Raw genomic sequence first — 16,636 nt, forward strand, 5'->3', positions numbered from 1 at the left:
AGCCTGAGCGCAATCCTGTCAGGAAGTTAACTCTGAGAAGCACTCGGATGCTAACGTTCATCAGGCGCAAGGCTCACAGCACTGCAGACCGTGAATGCACCCTGACATGGCCGTCCGGACGCACCGTCGTGTGTCAACACAGAAATTCCGCGAATATTGTAAGCAGTGCGCGAGCATCTTCATCCAATGGTGGGAGGCATCAGACATGAACAGGTTCGTCGGTAAGCCGCGGATCGGCGCAATCGGAGTGGGTTGGATTGGCTATCGTCATGCGAAATATTGTGGCTCACACGCGAACTGAAAATCGGGGCTGAACTTGGCGTCCCCACTTCGCATCGGTTGGCCGGTGCGAATGGCATGGTGAAACGTCCGGCATGCCGGATGGGTGCGCCAAATTGAACGCGACTAAGCCCAAAGCTCACAGATATGGTCGACGGTGAGGCCGGCTTGTCCGGTGATCATGTGCATGCCGGAATGCGTTTCGACATCCCTTGCCGCAGCCAGCGCAAGAAGCCTGGTTGTTTCCGGCTGGGCAATGACTTCAGCGAATGTCATCCCGGGCTGCAGGAGATCCGGATTGAGCGGTAGCGCGTCAGTATCTTGAAGGCCGAGTGACGTGGCATTGACGACGAGCTGGCCTGCTTCCGGCTCGGCCCTGCCTGCCTTGGCAACTTTTCTTCCAAAATCAGCGTTCACCGTCTCCGCCAGCGCATCGGCTTTGTCAAAAGTTCGATTAGATACCGTAATGCTGTTTGCACCTGCCTCGACGAGTGCAAACGCTATAGCGACCGAAGCGCCACCGGCTCCGATGATGAGAGCATCGCGACCCTCAATCGAGATCCCCTTCGACTGGAGGCCACGCACAAAACCTCTGCCATCGAATTGGTAGCCTCGAAAGCTACCGTCGCGTTCGCGCCGGACGAAGTTGACAGCGCCGACCCGGGCGGCCACCGGATCGAGACTGTCGCAAAGATCGATGGCCGTCTGTTTGTGAGGCAGAGTAATGCCGAACCCCACGAGGTTCGGCATCGCCCTCAGCCCGGCCCAGATTGTCGTCAGGTCTTTTGCGGGGACATGAAGCGGGACAGAGACGATATCTGCTCCGCGTGCCGCGAAAAGAGGATTGACCGCAGCTGGCGACTTAGCTTGGGCGATCGGGTCGCCGATGATGCCAATCAGCTTAGTTGTGCCTCGAATGTTGACGCTCACCACGACAGTTCCTCGCGCTTGAGCCAGACGATGCTGCCGTCTTCGATCCCGACAACGACATCGAGATTTCCGCGGCCCGCCCAGTCGACGACTTCTGGGGAAGCGACATGCATCGCCATCTGGATGGTCTCGTCACGGTGCTTGATGGGGATTGGCAACGCAAAGCGCGGCTCTTCTGGTGTTCCGACGTTGCGGGAGTAAAACAGGCCCGCCTGCTTTGTTGTATTGCGTGGTGCGCCGGTCTTCGGATCCGGTGGCACGCAGGCGCGAGCATGGGTGCCAAAGATCAGATCGGTGCGACCTGAGTCCTCCCAATCGCAGAAGCAGAGCTTCACGCGACCGCGACCGCCGCCGACATCGACCGTAAAGCGAATTGCTTCGCCATCTTCCCAACGTAGGAAACGTTTGTCGACGAGTTCCGTGTCGGACGCCTTCCTCCAGTCACTAAGCACGCCGTCCTCATCCAGTGCGACATAATGGAGGTCGGTGTCCTTGTGCCAATCAACGACCGCCGGTCGAACCCGCCAGACTGTCTTCAAGGGCTTGCCCTTGAAGGTTAGGAACTCCTCCTCGCCGAAGCGCGGCGGCAGGACCTTTTCGCCGGTGTTGCGGAATAGCCGATGACGGCCCGTGACGTCGCTGACCAAAATGTCCATGCTGCCATTGCCGGTCCAATCGGCAAGGGTCGGGCAGGAATAGCCGAACATTTTTTCCGACGGCCCCTGGATAGAGCCCGTCAATCCGGCTGTAAGCCGGATCGGCGTGTCGCCACCCTTCAGCATGACTTCCTTGTCGAGATAAATGATCCCGTCTTTTTCCCGGCTCTGGTAGAAGAGCAGTTCGCCTGTGCTGTTGCCAACGATAAGATCGTAGTGCCCGTCACCGCTGAAATCATAGGCCGCGGGGCTTGGCAGGATACCCGCGTGAATCAATGGCTTCGTGGTCTCGATGCGACCGCGCTGCTCGAAACGTGGAAGTCCGTCTTCGCCGTCGCCGACGTTCTTGAGGAAGCTGATGTATCCATCCTCGGCGCCGTAAACGATATCTTCGCGACCGTCGCCATCCCAATCGACGACGCAGGGGAGATGGATGCACTGTTCGAGTTCCAGAACCGTGTCGTCGACACCGCGGACCAGGCTGGTCGGCTCGAAGGTTCCGTCTTCGCGCTGCCGGGCAATATGCAGGATATTCCAGAACTCGCCTGCGATGATGTGTTGCTGCCCAGTCCCGAACTGGCCGAATGCGGGCGCCAGCTGCCCATAGACCTCAAGTGGCGTTTCGCCGGCGATGAGGGCATGACCCTTTTCCAGCACGGGAGCTGCGAGCGTACCGTTGTTCTTGAATGCGTACAGGAAGCCACGCAGCGGACCGCCGAGCCAACGTCCGGCGTCGTCATAGCCACGATAGCCTTCATCGTTCCATTCCAGACCGTTCGGCCAATAATCGTTCCAGTAGTCGCTACCGACGATGAGTTCCGCCACCCCGTCGCCATCGATATCGTGGAACCGGGCCATATGGAAATATTCGTTACCCTTGACCCAGTCGGCATCGAGGTCAAGGCGCACGGGGTCGCCAAATTCAGGCGCGCCTTTTTTTCCAATGTTGGGAAACACATAAATCTGCTTGCGCAGGCGCGACGCGGAGACAAGATGGAAAATATCTCCGTCCTTAACGGCCGTCACGTAGCCGCGGACGCTTTCGACCAGTTCTTCTTTACCTAGGATAGGTGTGCCGTCAGGATTGGTGCCGATTTGGCGACGCAAGAAGACGCGACCGTCGTAGCAGGCGTCCCATGCAGAAATCAGCATGTCCTTTGTACCTGTGCCGCTCCAATCGACGATCTCGACACAGGTGATGATCCGACCTGCGACAGCCGCCGACTTGACGTCCGGGTGGTATTTCAAAGCCTCCGAGCCATAGTCTGGACCGTGCCAAAGAGTGGCGTCGTCCTCCCATCTTGTTACGCTCATCGCAAACCCTCTCTTACTTGGGGATTTAATTGGAAATGATTTCTAAAACGAAAACACCTTTCAAATCTACTGGAAAATTGAGTGAGGCGCGCCTTCGGGTGCGCAACATCGGGACCGTGATAGATAGGGGGGAAGAGGCTGATGTCCGGCAAAGAGCAGAGGATAGACGCGAGTGTGCTGCCAATCAGCCTGCGTTGCTGGCGGGCTGGCAGTGGACAAGCTGTTCCACCGAGGGCGCGGGGAGGCGCAGAACCGCTTCGTGAGGGCACATGATGAGGTCTGCAATGCCAGAGCTCGGTGGTCCTTGCAGATCCAGCCGGACGTGATCATGCTTGAAAGTAAGTGTAGACGCAGCTACCGCACAGCGCCGGTTGCAACGATCAGTGGCGTCATGGTTCGCTGACGAACTCGCAGAGGCCAGATGTCGCTCAGTTCTTCCGCAGCCTTTTTGAGGGAACGAACTAAGTCGGGCCAACGATCTTCGGTTATGCGCATAAGAGGTCCGGCAACGGAGATCGTTCCAGCGACCGGCGCTTCAGCATCAGAACTCGTTCGAAAGGGAACCGCAACTGCTGCGGTACCAGCCTCACCCTCCTCGACAGAGGTTGCGAAGCCCCGCTCCCGGGTTTCATTCAGTCGGACTCTGAGTTCATCGATCGATCGCGCAGAATTGGGACCAAGCTTTCGTTTGGCCGTAAAACCGCGAGAATAGACAATCTCCAGTGCGCGTTCTTCAGGCAGAGTGGAAAGCCACGCCTTTCCATTCGCCGTTGCGTGAAGAACGATTTCTTGTCCCATGTCCGGATCATATCGGAGGCCGGTTGTCGCTCCTTGTGCGCGTGCCACCCATACCAAATCCTGACCTTCCAGGATCGCTAGACGGCAATATTCTTGCGTTTCCGCAGCCAACCGATTCAGGACAGATTGGACCACGTCGGGGACGTTCCGGGCATCGAGATTCCGGAACGCCAAGGCGCTCAACCGAAGAGAAAGGGCATAGTTTTGGCTCGCGGCATCTTGGGTCACCCAACCGTGGCTAATCAGCGTAGTCAAAAGGCGATGGACCGCACTCGCTGGCATATCAAGACGTCCAGCGAGGTCGGACAACTCGATTGATCCTGCTTCTCCAGCCAACACTTCCAAAAGCGTCAGGCATCGTGATACGGCTGCGACGGTCAAACCCTAATCTCCTTTTAGTGAAGCCTATAAGGTTTGTTTCCAATATGGAATAGGCTTCCACAACGATCCATTTGTTGTCGCAGCTGTCAAGTCTCGGTTTGTTTGGTCCGGGCGCTCGAGCCGGACAAGTTCGGAATGCTCTTTGAGCTTGATGAAAATAGAAATGGATTCTAAAAGAAAAATCAATTCTGATTATAAGCGATGCGAATGAGAGTGAGAACTAACGGATTGTCACGGTGATGTGCACTTCGATTGCAGACGAAGATCACAGCGATCGCTCATTTTGGCGCCGCCGGCGAGCAGCAAACGAGGGGTTGGTAGTATGATCGTCACGTTCGGATCCATAAATGTTGACCTCATCTACCTGGTCAACGAGATACCTCAAGCGGGTCAGACGGTCTTAGCCCGCGGATCGCGAACGGAGGCTGGAGGGAAGGGGGCTAACCAAGCGCTGGCAGCTGCGCGGGATGGCACAAATGTCGTCATGACCGGGGCGGTGGGTAACGACGCCATGGCCCCTATCGCCCTTCAGAATTTGGAAAGCGAGGTCGATATCCGCCGTGTGGTCCGATCGAACGAGCCTACCGGCTCCGCCGCAATAATGATTGATGCCGATGGCCGCAATATGATCGCAGTCGCAGCAGGCGCCAATCTGGCAGCCCAATCCGATAGCGTTGAAGATGAGCTGCTTCGTAACGCAAGTTACGTCCTGATGCAGATGGAGAACGACGCTATTCAGATTGAAAATCTAATCAGACGGGTTTCCAATCATCCCGCAAAGTCGATTCTCAACCTCGCTCCTGCCTACCGGCTAGATCGCGACCTTCTCTCTCTCGTCGATATCGTAATCGTCAACGAAGACGAGGCCGAAGCTCTTTCCGGTTGGCTTGGTTGCGAGTCGACCGCGAGATCGTTGTCCGAGTCTCTCGACACCGGTGTCTTACGCACCATGGGAGGAGAGGGAGCCGAAGCGTTCATCGATGGCGAGAATGTAAGGGTTCCAGCGCTGCGCGTTGATGCTGTGGATACGACCGCAGCTGGTGATTGTTTTGTGGGCGTCCTCGCGTCGGCTCTCGATCGAGGCCTCTCGCTCGACGCGGCGATGCGACGAGCCGCGAAGGCCGCTGCGATTGCCTGCTCGCGTCCGGGAAGCCAGTCGAGCATTCCTTACAACGACGAGACAGATAGTTGGACCTGAGAAAAGCCAAGGGCAAGCACCTGCGTGTACCCCATCGAACTTGACTCAAGACACTACCACTACAGGCGACCTGCAATGAGCTATCCAGCATTTATCTCGACGGTGTTCATTCTCCTGCTAAGCCCCGGCCCGACCAATACGTTGATGGGGTTGGCATCGGCACGCAACAGTTTTTGGGTCGTTCCGAGACTACTCCCCGCCGAATTGCTCGGTTACCTTACTATGATCTTGCCCCTTACGTGGCTCGGGGGAGAGCTGATCAGGCGTTGGCCGGAAACTGCTCTGGTGCTGAAGGCCGCAGCGGCGATTTGGGTTATGTATCTCGCAATAAAGCTTTGGGTGGCGGGAAACAAAGATGTATCGGACCGCAGCGTGACCGCTCGACGCATATATGTGACGACGACGCTCAACCCCAAGGCCCTTGTGTTCGGACTTGTTCTTCTCCCTCCGCCGAGCGCGTCGGACTTCCTGCCAAAGCTTATCATTTTCGTTGCCTTGGCAAGCATAGTTGCCGTGATTTGGGGTTTAATAGGCAGGTTGACGCAGGTCGGTGCGCGAAGCCATTGGCGGCTGATGATACTTCAGCGGACCGCGTCCGTGTGGCTCGCTATCGTCTCCTGCACGGTTGTCGCGGGGCTGTTTCAAAGGGCGAATGCCCAGGAGGTCAGTGAACTGGCGCAACGATCGGCACAGGCTGCCAAGGAAATCAAGGCGCTCATTCAAACCTCAAGCGGTGAAGTTGCTACTGGTGTTGAACTCGGAAAACAGGCGGCTCATTGAAGCAGATCGGGGAACTGGTGGTCGCGATGAACAAACACGTCGATGCCATTGCGGCGTCGTCGCGCGAGCAAGCCGTGGGGCTGGCCGGTGGAACAGTTGACATGCTTTCGGAGCAAGCTACGCGCGACCAAGTGGTCATGCGTGGCTCCTCAAAATCCGCCAAACCCGACAAGCATTCCAACCCCATGAGTGGAGGGGACATGGCCCGACATCTGTCAGAGACAGCTCGATATTGGATCCTGCAGAAACTGATCGCGCTTAATCGCACCATTCGCCCCGGCCCGCGTACCCCTCAAGGGCAACATTGTCGACACCGAGACCACGGGCCTCAGTGTTCGCAAGGATGAGATTATCGAGATTGGCGTGATCGCTTTCACTTTCGATTCGGCAGGACGTATTCCTCGTCCGCCATCGCGTTATATCGATAGGGGCGATAACCGGCCGCCGGCGTGAAATTGCGGTGATAGGCTTCGAGATGGGGGAGCAGGGAGGCGATCGCATCCAAGGCCTGCCGCTCGCCTTGCGTTTCGGGACATTCCAACCGCTCGCGAATTTCTGAAAGCACCGCCTCACGGTCGATCGTAATGGCTTTTCCATCATTGACGACAAGGCGACCGCCGACGAACACCTGGGTGATGGCATGTCGTCCGCCGCGATGCAGGAGGCTTTCTACTGCCGGCGTCCGAACGTTCACATGCGGCCTTCCGATCTTGCGGCGATCCATCAGCACGATATCGGCCTGATGACCTGGTTCGAGCCGGCCCGTAAAGCCGCCGAAGCCCACGGTTCTAGCACCGTGTTCCGTCGCCATCTGCAGCACGGCACCAGCATCAGGACGGTCGTTCCACAGGCCTGTTTCGCGGTGTAGTGCCCAGACGAGCTTCATTTCAAGCGTCATGTCGCGGTCGTCAGCTATATTCGACTGGTCTATGCCGAGTGCTACCGGAATGTCGCGCCGGCGCATTTCGTTGACGGGGGCGATGCCGCTGCCGAGCCGCAGACCGGATGAGGCATTGTGGCACATGCTGCAGCCGCAATCGGCTACGATGTCGAGATCCGCGCGGCTCATCCAGTTGCCGTGCCCGAGGGTGACGTTCGGACCGAGGCATTCGAGCGCCTTCAAATGCTGAACGGCGCTATGGCCAAATTTATTGTGGGCGAAGTTCGATTGCCGCTCCGTTTCCAGGAGATGCATATGAACCTGCGCGTCGGTCTCCCTCGCCGTTTCGAAAATCGTGTGCAGGCATTCATCCGTACACCAGTGCAGATTGGCAGGGGCGAGATTGATGCGGACGTGATCCGGCCGAGCGTCGAACCAGCTTTCTCTGAGCGCACGGTAAAATGTCATCAGATCTGCGATTGGGATGTTGGACGCGTGGAGTTTGGGCGCGATCCAACTGCGGACGGTGTCCGGAAGGGTGGCCAGCACCTTGGCATCCTCGTCATAGGTGAGAATGTTGCGGTCGCGGATCATGAAGGAAAAACCGGCCCGCATGCCTATCTCGATATAGGCCTCCAGCGTGGCATTTGCCGTCGCCATCCAGTTCTCCGGTGCGCCGGCAAGCCCGCTGTTGATATGCTGCACCATCGTCGTTCCGCTTTCCAGCATCTCGATGGCCGAATAGAGCGTGTCGAGCCGGACATCGATTTGGCGCATCGCCCGGAATTGCGGCAGCCAAAACTCCAGGGGAGCAAAGGGTACGCCCTGCATAAGCGGCGTGATCCCGAAATGGTGATGGCTGTTGACCAATCCCGGCATCGCGATCATGTCGGGAGATCCGAAGCGGGCAAGATGGTCGTTGCCATAGGCAACGGCGGCAAGAGGCCCGATCTGCGCGATCATGCCGCCCGCGACACGGATGCCTACATCGTGGCGCATGGACATGGTGCCGTCGGGCAAAACGCCGCATAGCACGGTTCCGGCTTCAATGATGCAGTCGCCTGACATCGGCTGTTCCAGGCTCATTTCGTGTAGTCTCCAACAAGTCCGAGGCGGCGGGCGACCACGACGCGGTAGAGCGGGTCGCTATAGACTTTCATTTCCTCGCTGGCGGAAAAGGCGAGACTGATATCGTGCTCGTCGTAGCTTTGCGCGGCGATCGCATGCATCTCGGGCCAATCCGGCACCTGGATATGACGCCAGCGATCGACTGCCGCTCTGTCCGGCATCTCGGGAAACCCGAGCTCGCCCATCAGTGCGGCGATCCCCTGCCAGAACACCCGCAACATCCGATAGAGGGTCGCCTCGTCGCAATGCGGCTTGAGCAGACGAATCCAGTGCAGCCCGGTGATAATGTGTAGAGCGGCGAAGTGCTGGGTTGCCGCAAAAATGGCGAGCGCAGTCGCCGCCATTTTTTCCATCGTGTCCGGCCCGATGTCGAGCCAATCGACGACGGGCGCAAATTCGAGCACGTTGCCGGCGTCACGCATGTTCTGCCAGAGAAGGTCGTGAAGCTGCATGCCATGCAAGGGCTTGATCGCAGCGGTCATGGCCAAGACTTCGGCCGGGTCGTGCGTGATCGGCGGCGTCCCTTTGGCTTGGGGAAGCGGCAGATAGGTGGCGGCCCAATAGGCGAGCGCAATGGCGACATCGGTCTCGTCAGAACGAAGCACCCCGTAGGCCGTTCGCATCAGCGCATGAAAGGCGCTGGCAGTTATGCCGTCGGCAAGATCCGGAAGATAAAGCTGAAGAGCCTCATGGATCCCGAGTCGCGCCAACTCCCCGGCAAAAAAATGGCGCAGATCAGGTTCTCGCTCACGCATCCCGATCGCGGTTTTCCAGTTTTTACTATCCAGGCGCTTCAATGGCTGGGCGAAGGGTAAAAGCTGCTTGGCGTCTCTGTAGTGATGGAAAAAGCGCCGAAGCTGAGCCGGGTCGCCGCCGATCCGGTCCAGCGCGACGAGGACCATCGGCGCATGATTGGCAAATGTGCGCGAAAATTCAGAACCCCATGCCGGCATGTCGGCTAGCAGCGTTCTCAGTTCGTCCGAAGTGCTTTCTTTTGGTACCATGGATCTAAACTCCTCGTTGAAAACGGAATGCCCGCTTGCATTCACACCGTTGGTTGCCAGGCGTCCCGGTGAACAGCTTCCGCTTCCGTATCAATCAAGGGTCCGATGACCTCGACGCTTTTCTGGCCCGCCGAAAACACATCACGGCATGGCAAGTCCATTGTCGGGTTGTCCGGGTGATCCCCTGTCATGGCCTTCAGCCGATGTTCGGAAAGGCCATACACGACCCGGCCGATACCGACCCAGTAAATGGCGCCGGCGCACATGGCGCAGGGTTCCGCCGAGCTGTACAAGGTACACTGCGCCAGAAACGGCTCGCGATAGAGCTTCGAGGCACGCGTCGCCAACAGGCGCTCGGCATGGGCCGTTGCATCGAGGTCGGGGAAATATCCGTTTTCTTCCTCAAGAAGAATTTCACCGCCGGGACCGGCCAGAAGCGCGCCGAAGGGCATATTGCCATGCGCTTTGGCTCGGTGCGCAATCTCGAAGGTCAATCTGAGAAGACTTTCGTGATCAAGGCTCATGACCGTTCTCCTCTACCGTATGCGATTGGCTGTCTTTCGCATCGGCCTGCCGCATCACGGGCAATCGCAGGGTGGAGGGGTAGCCATCGCCTGACCGGAGCACGAGGGTCGTGACCAGCCGATCCGTTACGGCCGCGTCCTGCGGTCGTGCGCCGGTGCCCGGATTGACGGGGAAAGCGGGAAACGACGCCGCCTGTATCGATAGACGCAGGCAATGCCCCGCCCGCACCGTTACGTGGACGGGCCGCAGCGTGACGGAAACCGGCGATCCTCCGCCGTCCGCATTTACGGTTTTATGTCCCGACGTCACGCTGATGGCGGCCCCATCAGAGGTGAGCATGCTCAAAGTGCAATCCAGGTCGAAACTCGGCCTGTCGGCGGTGACGAAGAGGTCCGCTTTCGGGGCTCCGGTCAGTAGCAGCGGCCGGTCGAGCGGATCGGAGGTGTAGACCAACACGTCGGCCCTGTCGTCGATAGCCGCCCGGTCGGCAAAATCCGGCGGTGTGCCGAGATGCAGCCCGACGCTCGGGGCCGGCCGCCATGGATCGTGGACGAGATAATCGGCGCTCGCAAGCCCCGGCTTCTCGCCAAGCGTTCCATCGATGCTCGTCGCGGCCGCCCGGCCGCCCGACGCGAGATGAAGCACCAGCGTCTCGGCTGTGGGCAGGCTTTCGAAACCGGCCCAGGCCTCTTTGACGACATCGTAGAGCCGGACCTTCGGGTAAGGATTTTCGCGGCCTTTGAGAGCCTCGTCGAAGAATGAGACGATCTCGCGGTCGATGCCGTCTGCCGCGCCGGCCCCGGCATCCAGTGCGCCGACCCGTCGCCCCCAGGGGATATGCGACCATGGTCCGACGGAGAGCCGCTGCAGATTGCTGCCCGCGGAAAATGCTTCGAAGGCGGCGAACGTGCCCTCAAGCATAATGTCGTTCCATCCGCCGACATGCAGGACGGGGACGTCGAGTGTCACGCCCTCAAGTAGCAATTGCGGCGACCTTGTCCGCCAATAGGACGGATCATCGGCAAGCCAGTCGTGATAATGCGTGTATCGCGATGCCTGCTCCAACCCGTCCGGCCGTGCCGAAACCGCGCCGGAATGCAGAGAAGGCAAAGCGGCATGCAACATGTGGGCGGCATCGAGGTCGCCGGCCAGCCGGGCATTTTCGACGGCCATCTGGCATGCCCACATCTGGTTGGACTGCAGACGGAATCCGTCGCCCTCGAAGGCCCAGTGGTTGCGCACATCGAACGCTGCCATGGCGATTGCCATCGCATCGGGCACTTTCCCGCCGGATTTTCGCGCGCCGGCAAGGGCCAGAAACTGGTTCATGCCGTGGTAACTGAAGCCATAGCTTGCCACCATGCCGTTGCCGCCGACAAGATCGGCGGCCAGCGACAATGTCTGCGCGCCGTCGGCGACATCGTCCTCGAGAATCCTGAAGATCCCTTCCGAATCTCCCCGGCCGCGAACATCCTGCACCAGCACGACATAACCGTGTGCAGCATACCATGCGGGATGGGCAAGAACGACCGTCGAGGCGACCTTTCGCCCGTAGGGCAGGCGCATCACCAGAACGGGATAGCGCTCCGGGCCGACGGGACGATAGACGTCGGCCGCGAGATGAACGCCGTCCGCCATGCGCATCCGAAGAGTTTCGATGTCGCGGAGTGCCAGCATGCTTATCTCATGACCGAAAAGCGGGTTTCGGAGGTGAGCCTCGCCATGTCGAATATGCGCGTCGCCTCGATCAAGCGCACCAACCCGGTCGCTGCCCGCTCAAGCACGATCGCGCCTTTGACGGCATCGGCATTGGCGGCATTTCCGCTAACGCCTGCGGGGTGAAGATCCTGCGCCTGCCAGCCGAAGCCGACCGCGCCTTCCGCCGTCAAAGGACTGCCGGACTGCTCGATGCCGACGGTCAGCGGCACGAAATCTTCGGCCTTGTCCATGGCGACCAGTTCCGGCGCGATGGCCAGCATCATGCTGGTTTCGATATCGCCGCCGTGAATGCCGTGAACGATTTCCGCAGACGAAAACAGATCGTCGACCGGCGCAATCCTGAACCACGAGCAGGCGACTGCCAGCATGTCGAGTTCGACACGGATATCGCGGCAGGTCATCTCCATCAGCGAGATCTGCCCGCCATGCGAATTGAACAGGATCATCTTTCTAACGCCGGCCCGCTTGACGCTTCTGGCCATATCGAGCCAGACGAGCCGCAGGGTTTGCGCCGATATGGTCAGCGTCCCCGGATAGGCGAGGTGCTCATCCGACTTGCCGACACCGAATGCCGGCAGGATGAGGACGTCCGCGTTTGCGTCAAGCAACGGCACCATCCGATCGATGATGGCGGCGTTGATGGCGGCGTCAACCTGTACGGGAAGATGGGGGCCATGCTGCTCGACAGCCGCAATCGGCAGGATGACGACGGTTTCGCTCAGATCGCGGGACGCAAAATCCGCGGTCGAATAATCGGCCCAGTAAAAGGAATGCGTCATGCGCCACTCCGCATGGCCGACTTGCCGGTATCGGGCGAGCTTGCCGATTGCCGATTGGCCTCGGCTATCACGATCTCGAAGTCGTCGGGGATCGGCAGATCCGGTGAGACGTAAGATGCCAGTTCCGGCAGGATGACCGCTTCCCGATCGAGCAGCAGCCGGCGCAGGACGCCGCGCACGAGCCGTGGAACGGCATGCTTGTGCCCACTGATCGACGTCGAGTGCGGACCGTGACTGACGAAACTGCTGCTGTTGAAGGCAAATACCCGGCTGACCCACGTCTCATCCGGATCTTTCGGGATGAACCCGTAGAATCCGTCGAGATAGGGAAACCGTGCCAGCCGGGCGTCCGCGCGGCCGTCTTGCGGCGTGTAACGTTCGCCCCAAAGCGCGATCTTGTCATGAATGGTTTTGAGTTCAGGCCTGGCGGCGAGATCGACATCCATCCCCGTTGCAAGAAGCAAGTGATCGAACTCCAGAATACCGTCCGGGGTGGTGACGCGGATCGCATCTGGCTGTTGAGAGACCTCCAGCCATGGTGTTGCGGGACGAAGCTTGAAATTTTCAAGGCGCATTGCGGTCTCGAAACTGCGCACCGGCGGCGGCTGATCGACGCTGCGAAAGAACCGGGCGATATCCCAGCGTGTGGTCTCGGAAAGGTCAGGGTAATGCGTCATCATGCCGGGCGTCTCGACTGCGCGGTGGGGATTCGTGCGCGGCAGGCGCGCGCGCCGGAAGCAGAGATCGACGGAGGCAGCACCGGCTTCCAGCGCCTTGATCGCATTGTCGAACGCAGAGGCGCCATGACCGAGCACGCCGACGCGCAATCCCTTCAAAGCGTCGAAATCGACGGGACCGTTCGTGTGATCGAACTTTTCGGCCGCCAGTGCTTCTGATACAAATGGCGGCACCCGCCATGCGCCGGCGCCGTCATACCCGGTGGCGAGCACCACGGTTCGCGCCAGAGATTTTTCAATCCTGCCTCCGATGCGGGTCGTAACCGCAATCAGATCGCCCTCCGGCGCGACGTCCAGGACGTCGCAATGATTGGTGATGGCGATCTCGAAAACGTCGGCATACCAGTCGAGATAGGCCTTCCAGTCTGTTCGCGGAATGCGGGACAGATCCGTCCAGGCCTGCTGCCCATAGCGCGTTTCGAACCAGCGGCGGATGGAGAGATTGACGACGTTGAACTCGTTGCCGACCTGGGTCTTCGGGGTACGCAATTCCTCCATGCGCGCAAAGGTCAGCCATGGCCCCTCAGCGCCCGGCGCTCCGCTGTCCAAGACGCGGATGCGCCGGAGCCCGTCCCATTTCAGGGCTGCTGCGATCGTGACGCCTGACTGGCCACCGCCGACGATGATCGCATCGGCGATATCAGCCGCGTCTGGTCTCGGCAGGTCGCTGAGCCATGCTGCGCTCGGGTAGCCGAGGGCGGCAAGATCGGCAAGCGCTGCCTGCTTCAGGTCGTCAAGCGTCACGCGCGGGGCATCGATTGGGGTGATCATCATAGGTCATCTCGTATATGGGCCAACCGTCCGCGCAGGCGGCGTCGGCGATTGATTTCGGTCAGTGCCACGATCAGGGCCGTCAACACGAGGACGGCCACCTGCATGGCATTGAGGTCGGGCTTCAGCTCACGCCGGAATTCCGATGCGACGATCAGCGACAGGGGCTGCGTGCGGCCGGCGAGGAACATGGAGATGGTCAGATCGGCCAGCGACAGGATGACCCCGATGGAATAGGCGGCACTCAAGGCGACGCTCAACTGCGGCAGCAGAACGCGCCGGAAGCTCTGCCACGGGGTGGCGCCGAGATCCCGCGCCGCTTCTTCAAGCCTGGGGTCGAGCCGGACCATCACCGCGGCAAGGATTGTGGCGGTGAAGGGAATGACGACCAAAGTCTGCGCCAATATGAGCGCGGTTGCCCCACGGCCCAATCCCACCCAGCTCATAAGCATGGCCTGCGCAATGGAAAGCACCGTCTTCGGCACCAGAAAGGGCACGAGGACCAGGATGGCGAATGCTGCCCGGAACTTCATGCGTGGCGACGTCACGGCCAATGCTGCCATCAGCCCGATCAGCGCGCCGAGCAGACCGACGGGCTGCGCAATCAGAAAACTGGTGACGAAGCCACCCAGAAACGCTTCGTTGCCGAAAAGATCGGCATACCAGGTGAACGTAAATCCACTCAACGGGAAGGCCATCGTGCTTGCGGCGTTGAAGGAAAAAATTCCGAGAACGACGATCGGCAAATAGAAGAAACACACGGCAAGACCGAGCGTGAGGATGACCAGGCGGCTCATCGTGCCCCCCGTCGAAAGACCGCGCGGGCGCCATCGAACCGAAGAAGGATGGTCACGAAGCCGGTGGCAAAGGCGAACAGGACGACAAGGAGGCTGAGCGACAGCGCGGAAGCCAGCGGCCAATCGAACGCCGTCCCGAACAGGTTGTCGATCATGGCCATCGGCGTCGCACCCGACGTCCCGCCCAAAAGGCTCGGCGTCATCATGTCGCCGGCGGCGAGTGCAAAGACCGTAAAGACGCCGACAGCCAGTCCGGGTGTGGTCAAAGGCAAGATGACCTTGAAGAACGCGTCTATCGGGCGAGCCCCGAGATCCCGTGCGGCTTCGATCAACCGCTTGTCGATCAATTCCGCAGAGATCCAGATGGCCAGCACCATGAAGGGCAGATTGTTGTAGAGAAGCACGAGATGCGTGGTGAACGGCGAAAACAGCAGGAACTTCAACGGCTCATCGATCACGCTCAACCATTTCAGAGCAGCGTTGACCAGCCCTTCGGAGCCGAGAACGACCCGCCAGGCATAAATCCGGACGATCTCGCCGGTATAGAGGGGCGTCAAAAGGACGATGCTGCCGATGCCTTTCCAGAGAACGGGCAGTCGCGTCATCGAGACAGCGATCGGGTATCCGATCAAGGCCGCCAGTAAAGCCGTGCCCGCACCCGAGACGACCGACTTGCCAATCAGAAAGGCGAAGACCGGATTGACAAACATCTGAGCCCAACTCTGTCCGGAAAAGGCCGGAACGAGCGTGAACGCATCGAGATCCACCTCAAAGACGCTGAAAACCAAGAGCACGGCAAGCGGTAGAACGCATCCGAGGATTAAAATAAAGGCGACTGGCACCGCGAGCTGTGCCCGGTGAAAAACCGACGCCATCAGTCGATCCTCGTGATGAAGGCGCGGTCCTGATCGACGACGAGCCCGACATTCGCGCCAGGCGTCAGCGGATTATCCGCCATGAACCGCAAAATGACACCGTTAACCTCTGCCTCGACAAGGTAGCGATCTCCTTTGAACACCACATGCCGGATCGTCGCGTTCAGGCCATCAGTGCCAATACGGACATGCTCCGGCCGAATGGCGAGCACGGCCTTATCCCCTTTCGCCAATCCCTCCACTGCCGGGCATTGCACGATACCGGTGGCCGTATCGATCGCAGCCGATCCGGAGGCCCCGCCGGCATCGACGATTTCGCCTGGAATGAGTGTCGCCGCGCCGATGAAGTCGGCAACGAAAGCGTTGGCAGGACGGGCATAGATTGTCAGCGGCGCCGCCTTTTGAACGATGCGCCCCTTGTTCATGACGACGACGATGTCGGAGAGCGCGAAGGCCTCCTCCTGATCGTGCGTGACGTAGACGAAGGCAATACCGAGACGCCGCTGCAAATCCTTCAGTTCGATTTGCAAATGTCCGCGCATCTTTTTGTCCAGTGCAGACAAGGGTTCGTCGAGAAGCAGCAGATGCGGCTCGGCGATGATGGCGCGTGCCACCGCGACCCGCTGCTGCTGGCCGCCTGAGAGCTGGTGTGGATACCGATCGCCGAACTCCGCCATATGTACGGCATCCAGAGCCCTTTTGACGCGCGCTGCCATGTCGACATTGCTGTGGCGCCGCAGTGTCAGCGAGAACGCGACATTTCCGAAGACGGTGAGGTGGGGAAACAACGCGTAGCTCTGGAATACGGTGTTGACCGGACGACGCTCCGGCGGAACGCCGGAAAGCGACCGTCCGTCAAGCACGATCGATCCCGCGTCCGGCGTCTCGAAGCCGGCGATCATGCGCAAGATCGTGGTCTTGCCGCATCCGGAAGGGCCGAGAAAGGTGGTGAAAGCCCTTTCCGGAATATCGAGATCGACGCTATCGACCGCGCGGTCCCTGCCGTAATTCTTGGTCAGACCGCGCGCCGAAAGCAAAAGCCCGGATCTTGACGGATCGGCCGCCATGTCAGGCGTCGTCGTCAT

At 59.6% G+C, this 16,636-nt stretch carries 15 protein-coding genes; 3 read left to right on the plus strand and 12 right to left on the minus strand.

The window, feature by feature from the left end; translation table 11 throughout:
- Nucleotides 1-405: 405 nt before the first annotated feature.
- The 3 genes from ACD590_RS27480 to ACD590_RS27490 all read right to left on the minus strand — a co-directional run bounded on the left by ACD590_RS27480 (nt 406) and on the right by ACD590_RS27490 (nt 4,358).
- Nucleotides 406-1,209, minus strand: a complete 804-nt coding sequence (locus tag ACD590_RS27480; protein ID WP_439003850.1) for a shikimate dehydrogenase family protein — start codon at nt 1,207-1,209, stop codon at nt 406-408.
- On the minus strand, nt 1,206-3,179 hold the full coding sequence (locus ACD590_RS27485; RefSeq protein WP_439003851.1) for an FG-GAP repeat domain-containing protein: 1,974 nt from the start codon (nt 3,177-3,179) through the stop codon (nt 1,206-1,208). Before ACD590_RS27485 ends, ACD590_RS27480 begins: the two co-directional genes overlap by 4 nt.
- Before the next feature lie 354 nt (nt 3,180-3,533).
- Nucleotides 3,534-4,358 carry an IclR family transcriptional regulator gene (locus tag ACD590_RS27490; protein ID WP_037132678.1) on the minus strand — a complete coding sequence of 275 codons (825 nt, stop codon included), beginning with the start codon at nt 4,356-4,358 and terminating at the stop codon, nt 3,534-3,536.
- A gap of 322 nt (nt 4,359-4,680) precedes the next feature.
- Here ACD590_RS27490 and ACD590_RS27495 point away from each other — a divergent pair, with 322 nt between their 5' ends.
- From ACD590_RS27495 to ACD590_RS27505, 3 genes are all read left to right on the plus strand, one after another.
- On the plus strand, nt 4,681-5,556 hold the full coding sequence (locus tag ACD590_RS27495) for a ribokinase (protein ID WP_439003852.1): 876 nt from the start codon (nt 4,681-4,683) through the stop codon (nt 5,554-5,556).
- Between the two features lie 75 nt (nt 5,557-5,631).
- Nucleotides 5,632-6,336 carry a hypothetical protein gene (locus ACD590_RS27500; protein WP_439003853.1) on the plus strand — a complete coding sequence of 235 codons (705 nt, stop codon included), beginning with the start codon at nt 5,632-5,634 and terminating at the stop codon, nt 6,334-6,336.
- A gap of 261 nt (nt 6,337-6,597) precedes the next feature.
- Nucleotides 6,598-6,789, plus strand: a complete 192-nt coding sequence (locus ACD590_RS27505; protein ID WP_439004063.1) for an exonuclease domain-containing protein — start codon at nt 6,598-6,600, stop codon at nt 6,787-6,789.
- Here the strand turns inward: ACD590_RS27505 and ACD590_RS27510 are convergent.
- From ACD590_RS27510 to ACD590_RS27550, 9 genes are read right to left on the minus strand one after another with little or no spacing between them, the layout of a single operon-like run.
- Complete coding sequence (locus tag ACD590_RS27510; RefSeq protein ID WP_439003854.1) at nt 6,710-8,302, minus strand: amidohydrolase family protein; 1,593 nt, start codon at nt 8,300-8,302, stop codon at nt 6,710-6,712. The two genes, ACD590_RS27505 and ACD590_RS27510, sit on opposite strands and share 80 nt — an antisense overlap.
- Nucleotides 8,299-9,348 (minus strand): questin oxidase family protein, encoded by a 1,050-nt coding sequence (locus ACD590_RS27515; protein WP_439003855.1) that lies wholly within the window; start codon nt 9,346-9,348, stop codon nt 8,299-8,301. Before ACD590_RS27515 ends, ACD590_RS27510 begins: the two co-directional genes overlap by 4 nt.
- Nucleotides 9,349-9,389: 41 nt before the next feature.
- On the minus strand, nt 9,390-9,872 hold the full coding sequence (locus ACD590_RS27520) for a nucleoside deaminase (RefSeq protein ID WP_210068844.1): 483 nt from the start codon (nt 9,870-9,872) through the stop codon (nt 9,390-9,392).
- Nucleotides 9,862-11,550, minus strand: a complete 1,689-nt coding sequence (locus tag ACD590_RS27525; protein WP_439003856.1) for a CocE/NonD family hydrolase — start codon at nt 11,548-11,550, stop codon at nt 9,862-9,864. Before ACD590_RS27525 ends, ACD590_RS27520 begins: the two co-directional genes overlap by 11 nt.
- Nucleotides 11,551-11,552: 2 nt before the next feature.
- Nucleotides 11,553-12,371, minus strand: a complete 819-nt coding sequence (locus tag ACD590_RS27530) for a creatininase family protein (protein WP_439003857.1) — start codon at nt 12,369-12,371, stop codon at nt 11,553-11,555.
- Complete coding sequence (locus ACD590_RS27535; protein WP_439003858.1) at nt 12,368-13,882, minus strand: NAD(P)-binding domain-containing protein; 1,515 nt, start codon at nt 13,880-13,882, stop codon at nt 12,368-12,370. The genes ACD590_RS27530 and ACD590_RS27535 overlap by 4 nt, the downstream gene beginning before the upstream one ends.
- Nucleotides 13,879-14,676, minus strand: a complete 798-nt coding sequence (locus ACD590_RS27540; protein WP_065275947.1) for an ABC transporter permease — start codon at nt 14,674-14,676, stop codon at nt 13,879-13,881. The genes ACD590_RS27535 and ACD590_RS27540 overlap by 4 nt, the downstream gene beginning before the upstream one ends.
- Nucleotides 14,673-15,551, minus strand: coding sequence for an ABC transporter permease (locus ACD590_RS27545; RefSeq protein WP_222286187.1), 879 nt, complete (start codon nt 15,549-15,551; stop codon nt 14,673-14,675). The genes ACD590_RS27540 and ACD590_RS27545 overlap by 4 nt, the downstream gene beginning before the upstream one ends.
- Nucleotides 15,551-16,636 (minus strand): ABC transporter ATP-binding protein, encoded by a 1,086-nt coding sequence (locus ACD590_RS27550; protein ID WP_112907604.1) that lies wholly within the window; start codon nt 16,634-16,636, stop codon nt 15,551-15,553. The genes ACD590_RS27545 and ACD590_RS27550 overlap by 1 nt, the downstream gene beginning before the upstream one ends.

The sequence above is a fragment of the Rhizobium sp. 862_C5_N1_2 genome (genome assembly GCF_051811205.1).
GTDB classification, from domain to species: Bacteria; Pseudomonadota; Alphaproteobacteria; order Rhizobiales; family Rhizobiaceae; genus Rhizobium; species Rhizobium leguminosarum.

What these genes read in the sequence shown, in the direction of transcription:
- ACD590_RS27510 (WP_439003854.1), bottom strand. Translation starts at nt 8,302, where the DNA reads ATGAGCCTGGAACAGCCGATGTCAGGCGACTGCATCATTGAAGCCGGA.
- ACD590_RS27540 (WP_065275947.1), bottom strand. Translation starts at nt 14,676, where the DNA reads ATGAGCCGCCTGGTCATCCTCACGCTCGGTCTTGCCGTGTGTTTCTTC.
- ACD590_RS27550 (WP_112907604.1), bottom strand. Translation starts at nt 16,636, where the DNA reads ATGACGACGACGCCTGACATGGCGGCCGATCCGTCAAGATCCGGGCTT.
- ACD590_RS27485 (WP_439003851.1), bottom strand. Translation starts at nt 3,179, where the DNA reads ATGAGCGTAACAAGATGGGAGGACGACGCCACTCTTTGGCACGGTCCA.
- ACD590_RS27530 (WP_439003857.1), bottom strand. Translation starts at nt 12,371, where the DNA reads ATGACGCATTCCTTTTACTGGGCCGATTATTCGACCGCGGATTTTGCG.
- ACD590_RS27515 (WP_439003855.1), bottom strand. Translation starts at nt 9,348, where the DNA reads ATGGTACCAAAAGAAAGCACTTCGGACGAACTGAGAACGCTGCTAGCC.
- ACD590_RS27545 (WP_222286187.1), bottom strand. Translation starts at nt 15,551, where the DNA reads ATGGCGTCGGTTTTTCACCGGGCACAGCTCGCGGTGCCAGTCGCCTTT.
- ACD590_RS27500 (WP_439003853.1), top strand. Translation starts at nt 5,632, where the DNA reads ATGAGCTATCCAGCATTTATCTCGACGGTGTTCATTCTCCTGCTAAGC.
- ACD590_RS27535 (WP_439003858.1), bottom strand. Translation starts at nt 13,882, where the DNA reads ATGATGATCACCCCAATCGATGCCCCGCGCGTGACGCTTGACGACCTG.
- ACD590_RS27525 (WP_439003856.1), bottom strand. Translation starts at nt 11,550, where the DNA reads ATGCTGGCACTCCGCGACATCGAAACTCTTCGGATGCGCATGGCGGAC.
- ACD590_RS27495 (WP_439003852.1), top strand. Translation starts at nt 4,681, where the DNA reads ATGATCGTCACGTTCGGATCCATAAATGTTGACCTCATCTACCTGGTC.
- ACD590_RS27520 (WP_210068844.1), bottom strand. Translation starts at nt 9,872, where the DNA reads ATGAGCCTTGATCACGAAAGTCTTCTCAGATTGACCTTCGAGATTGCG.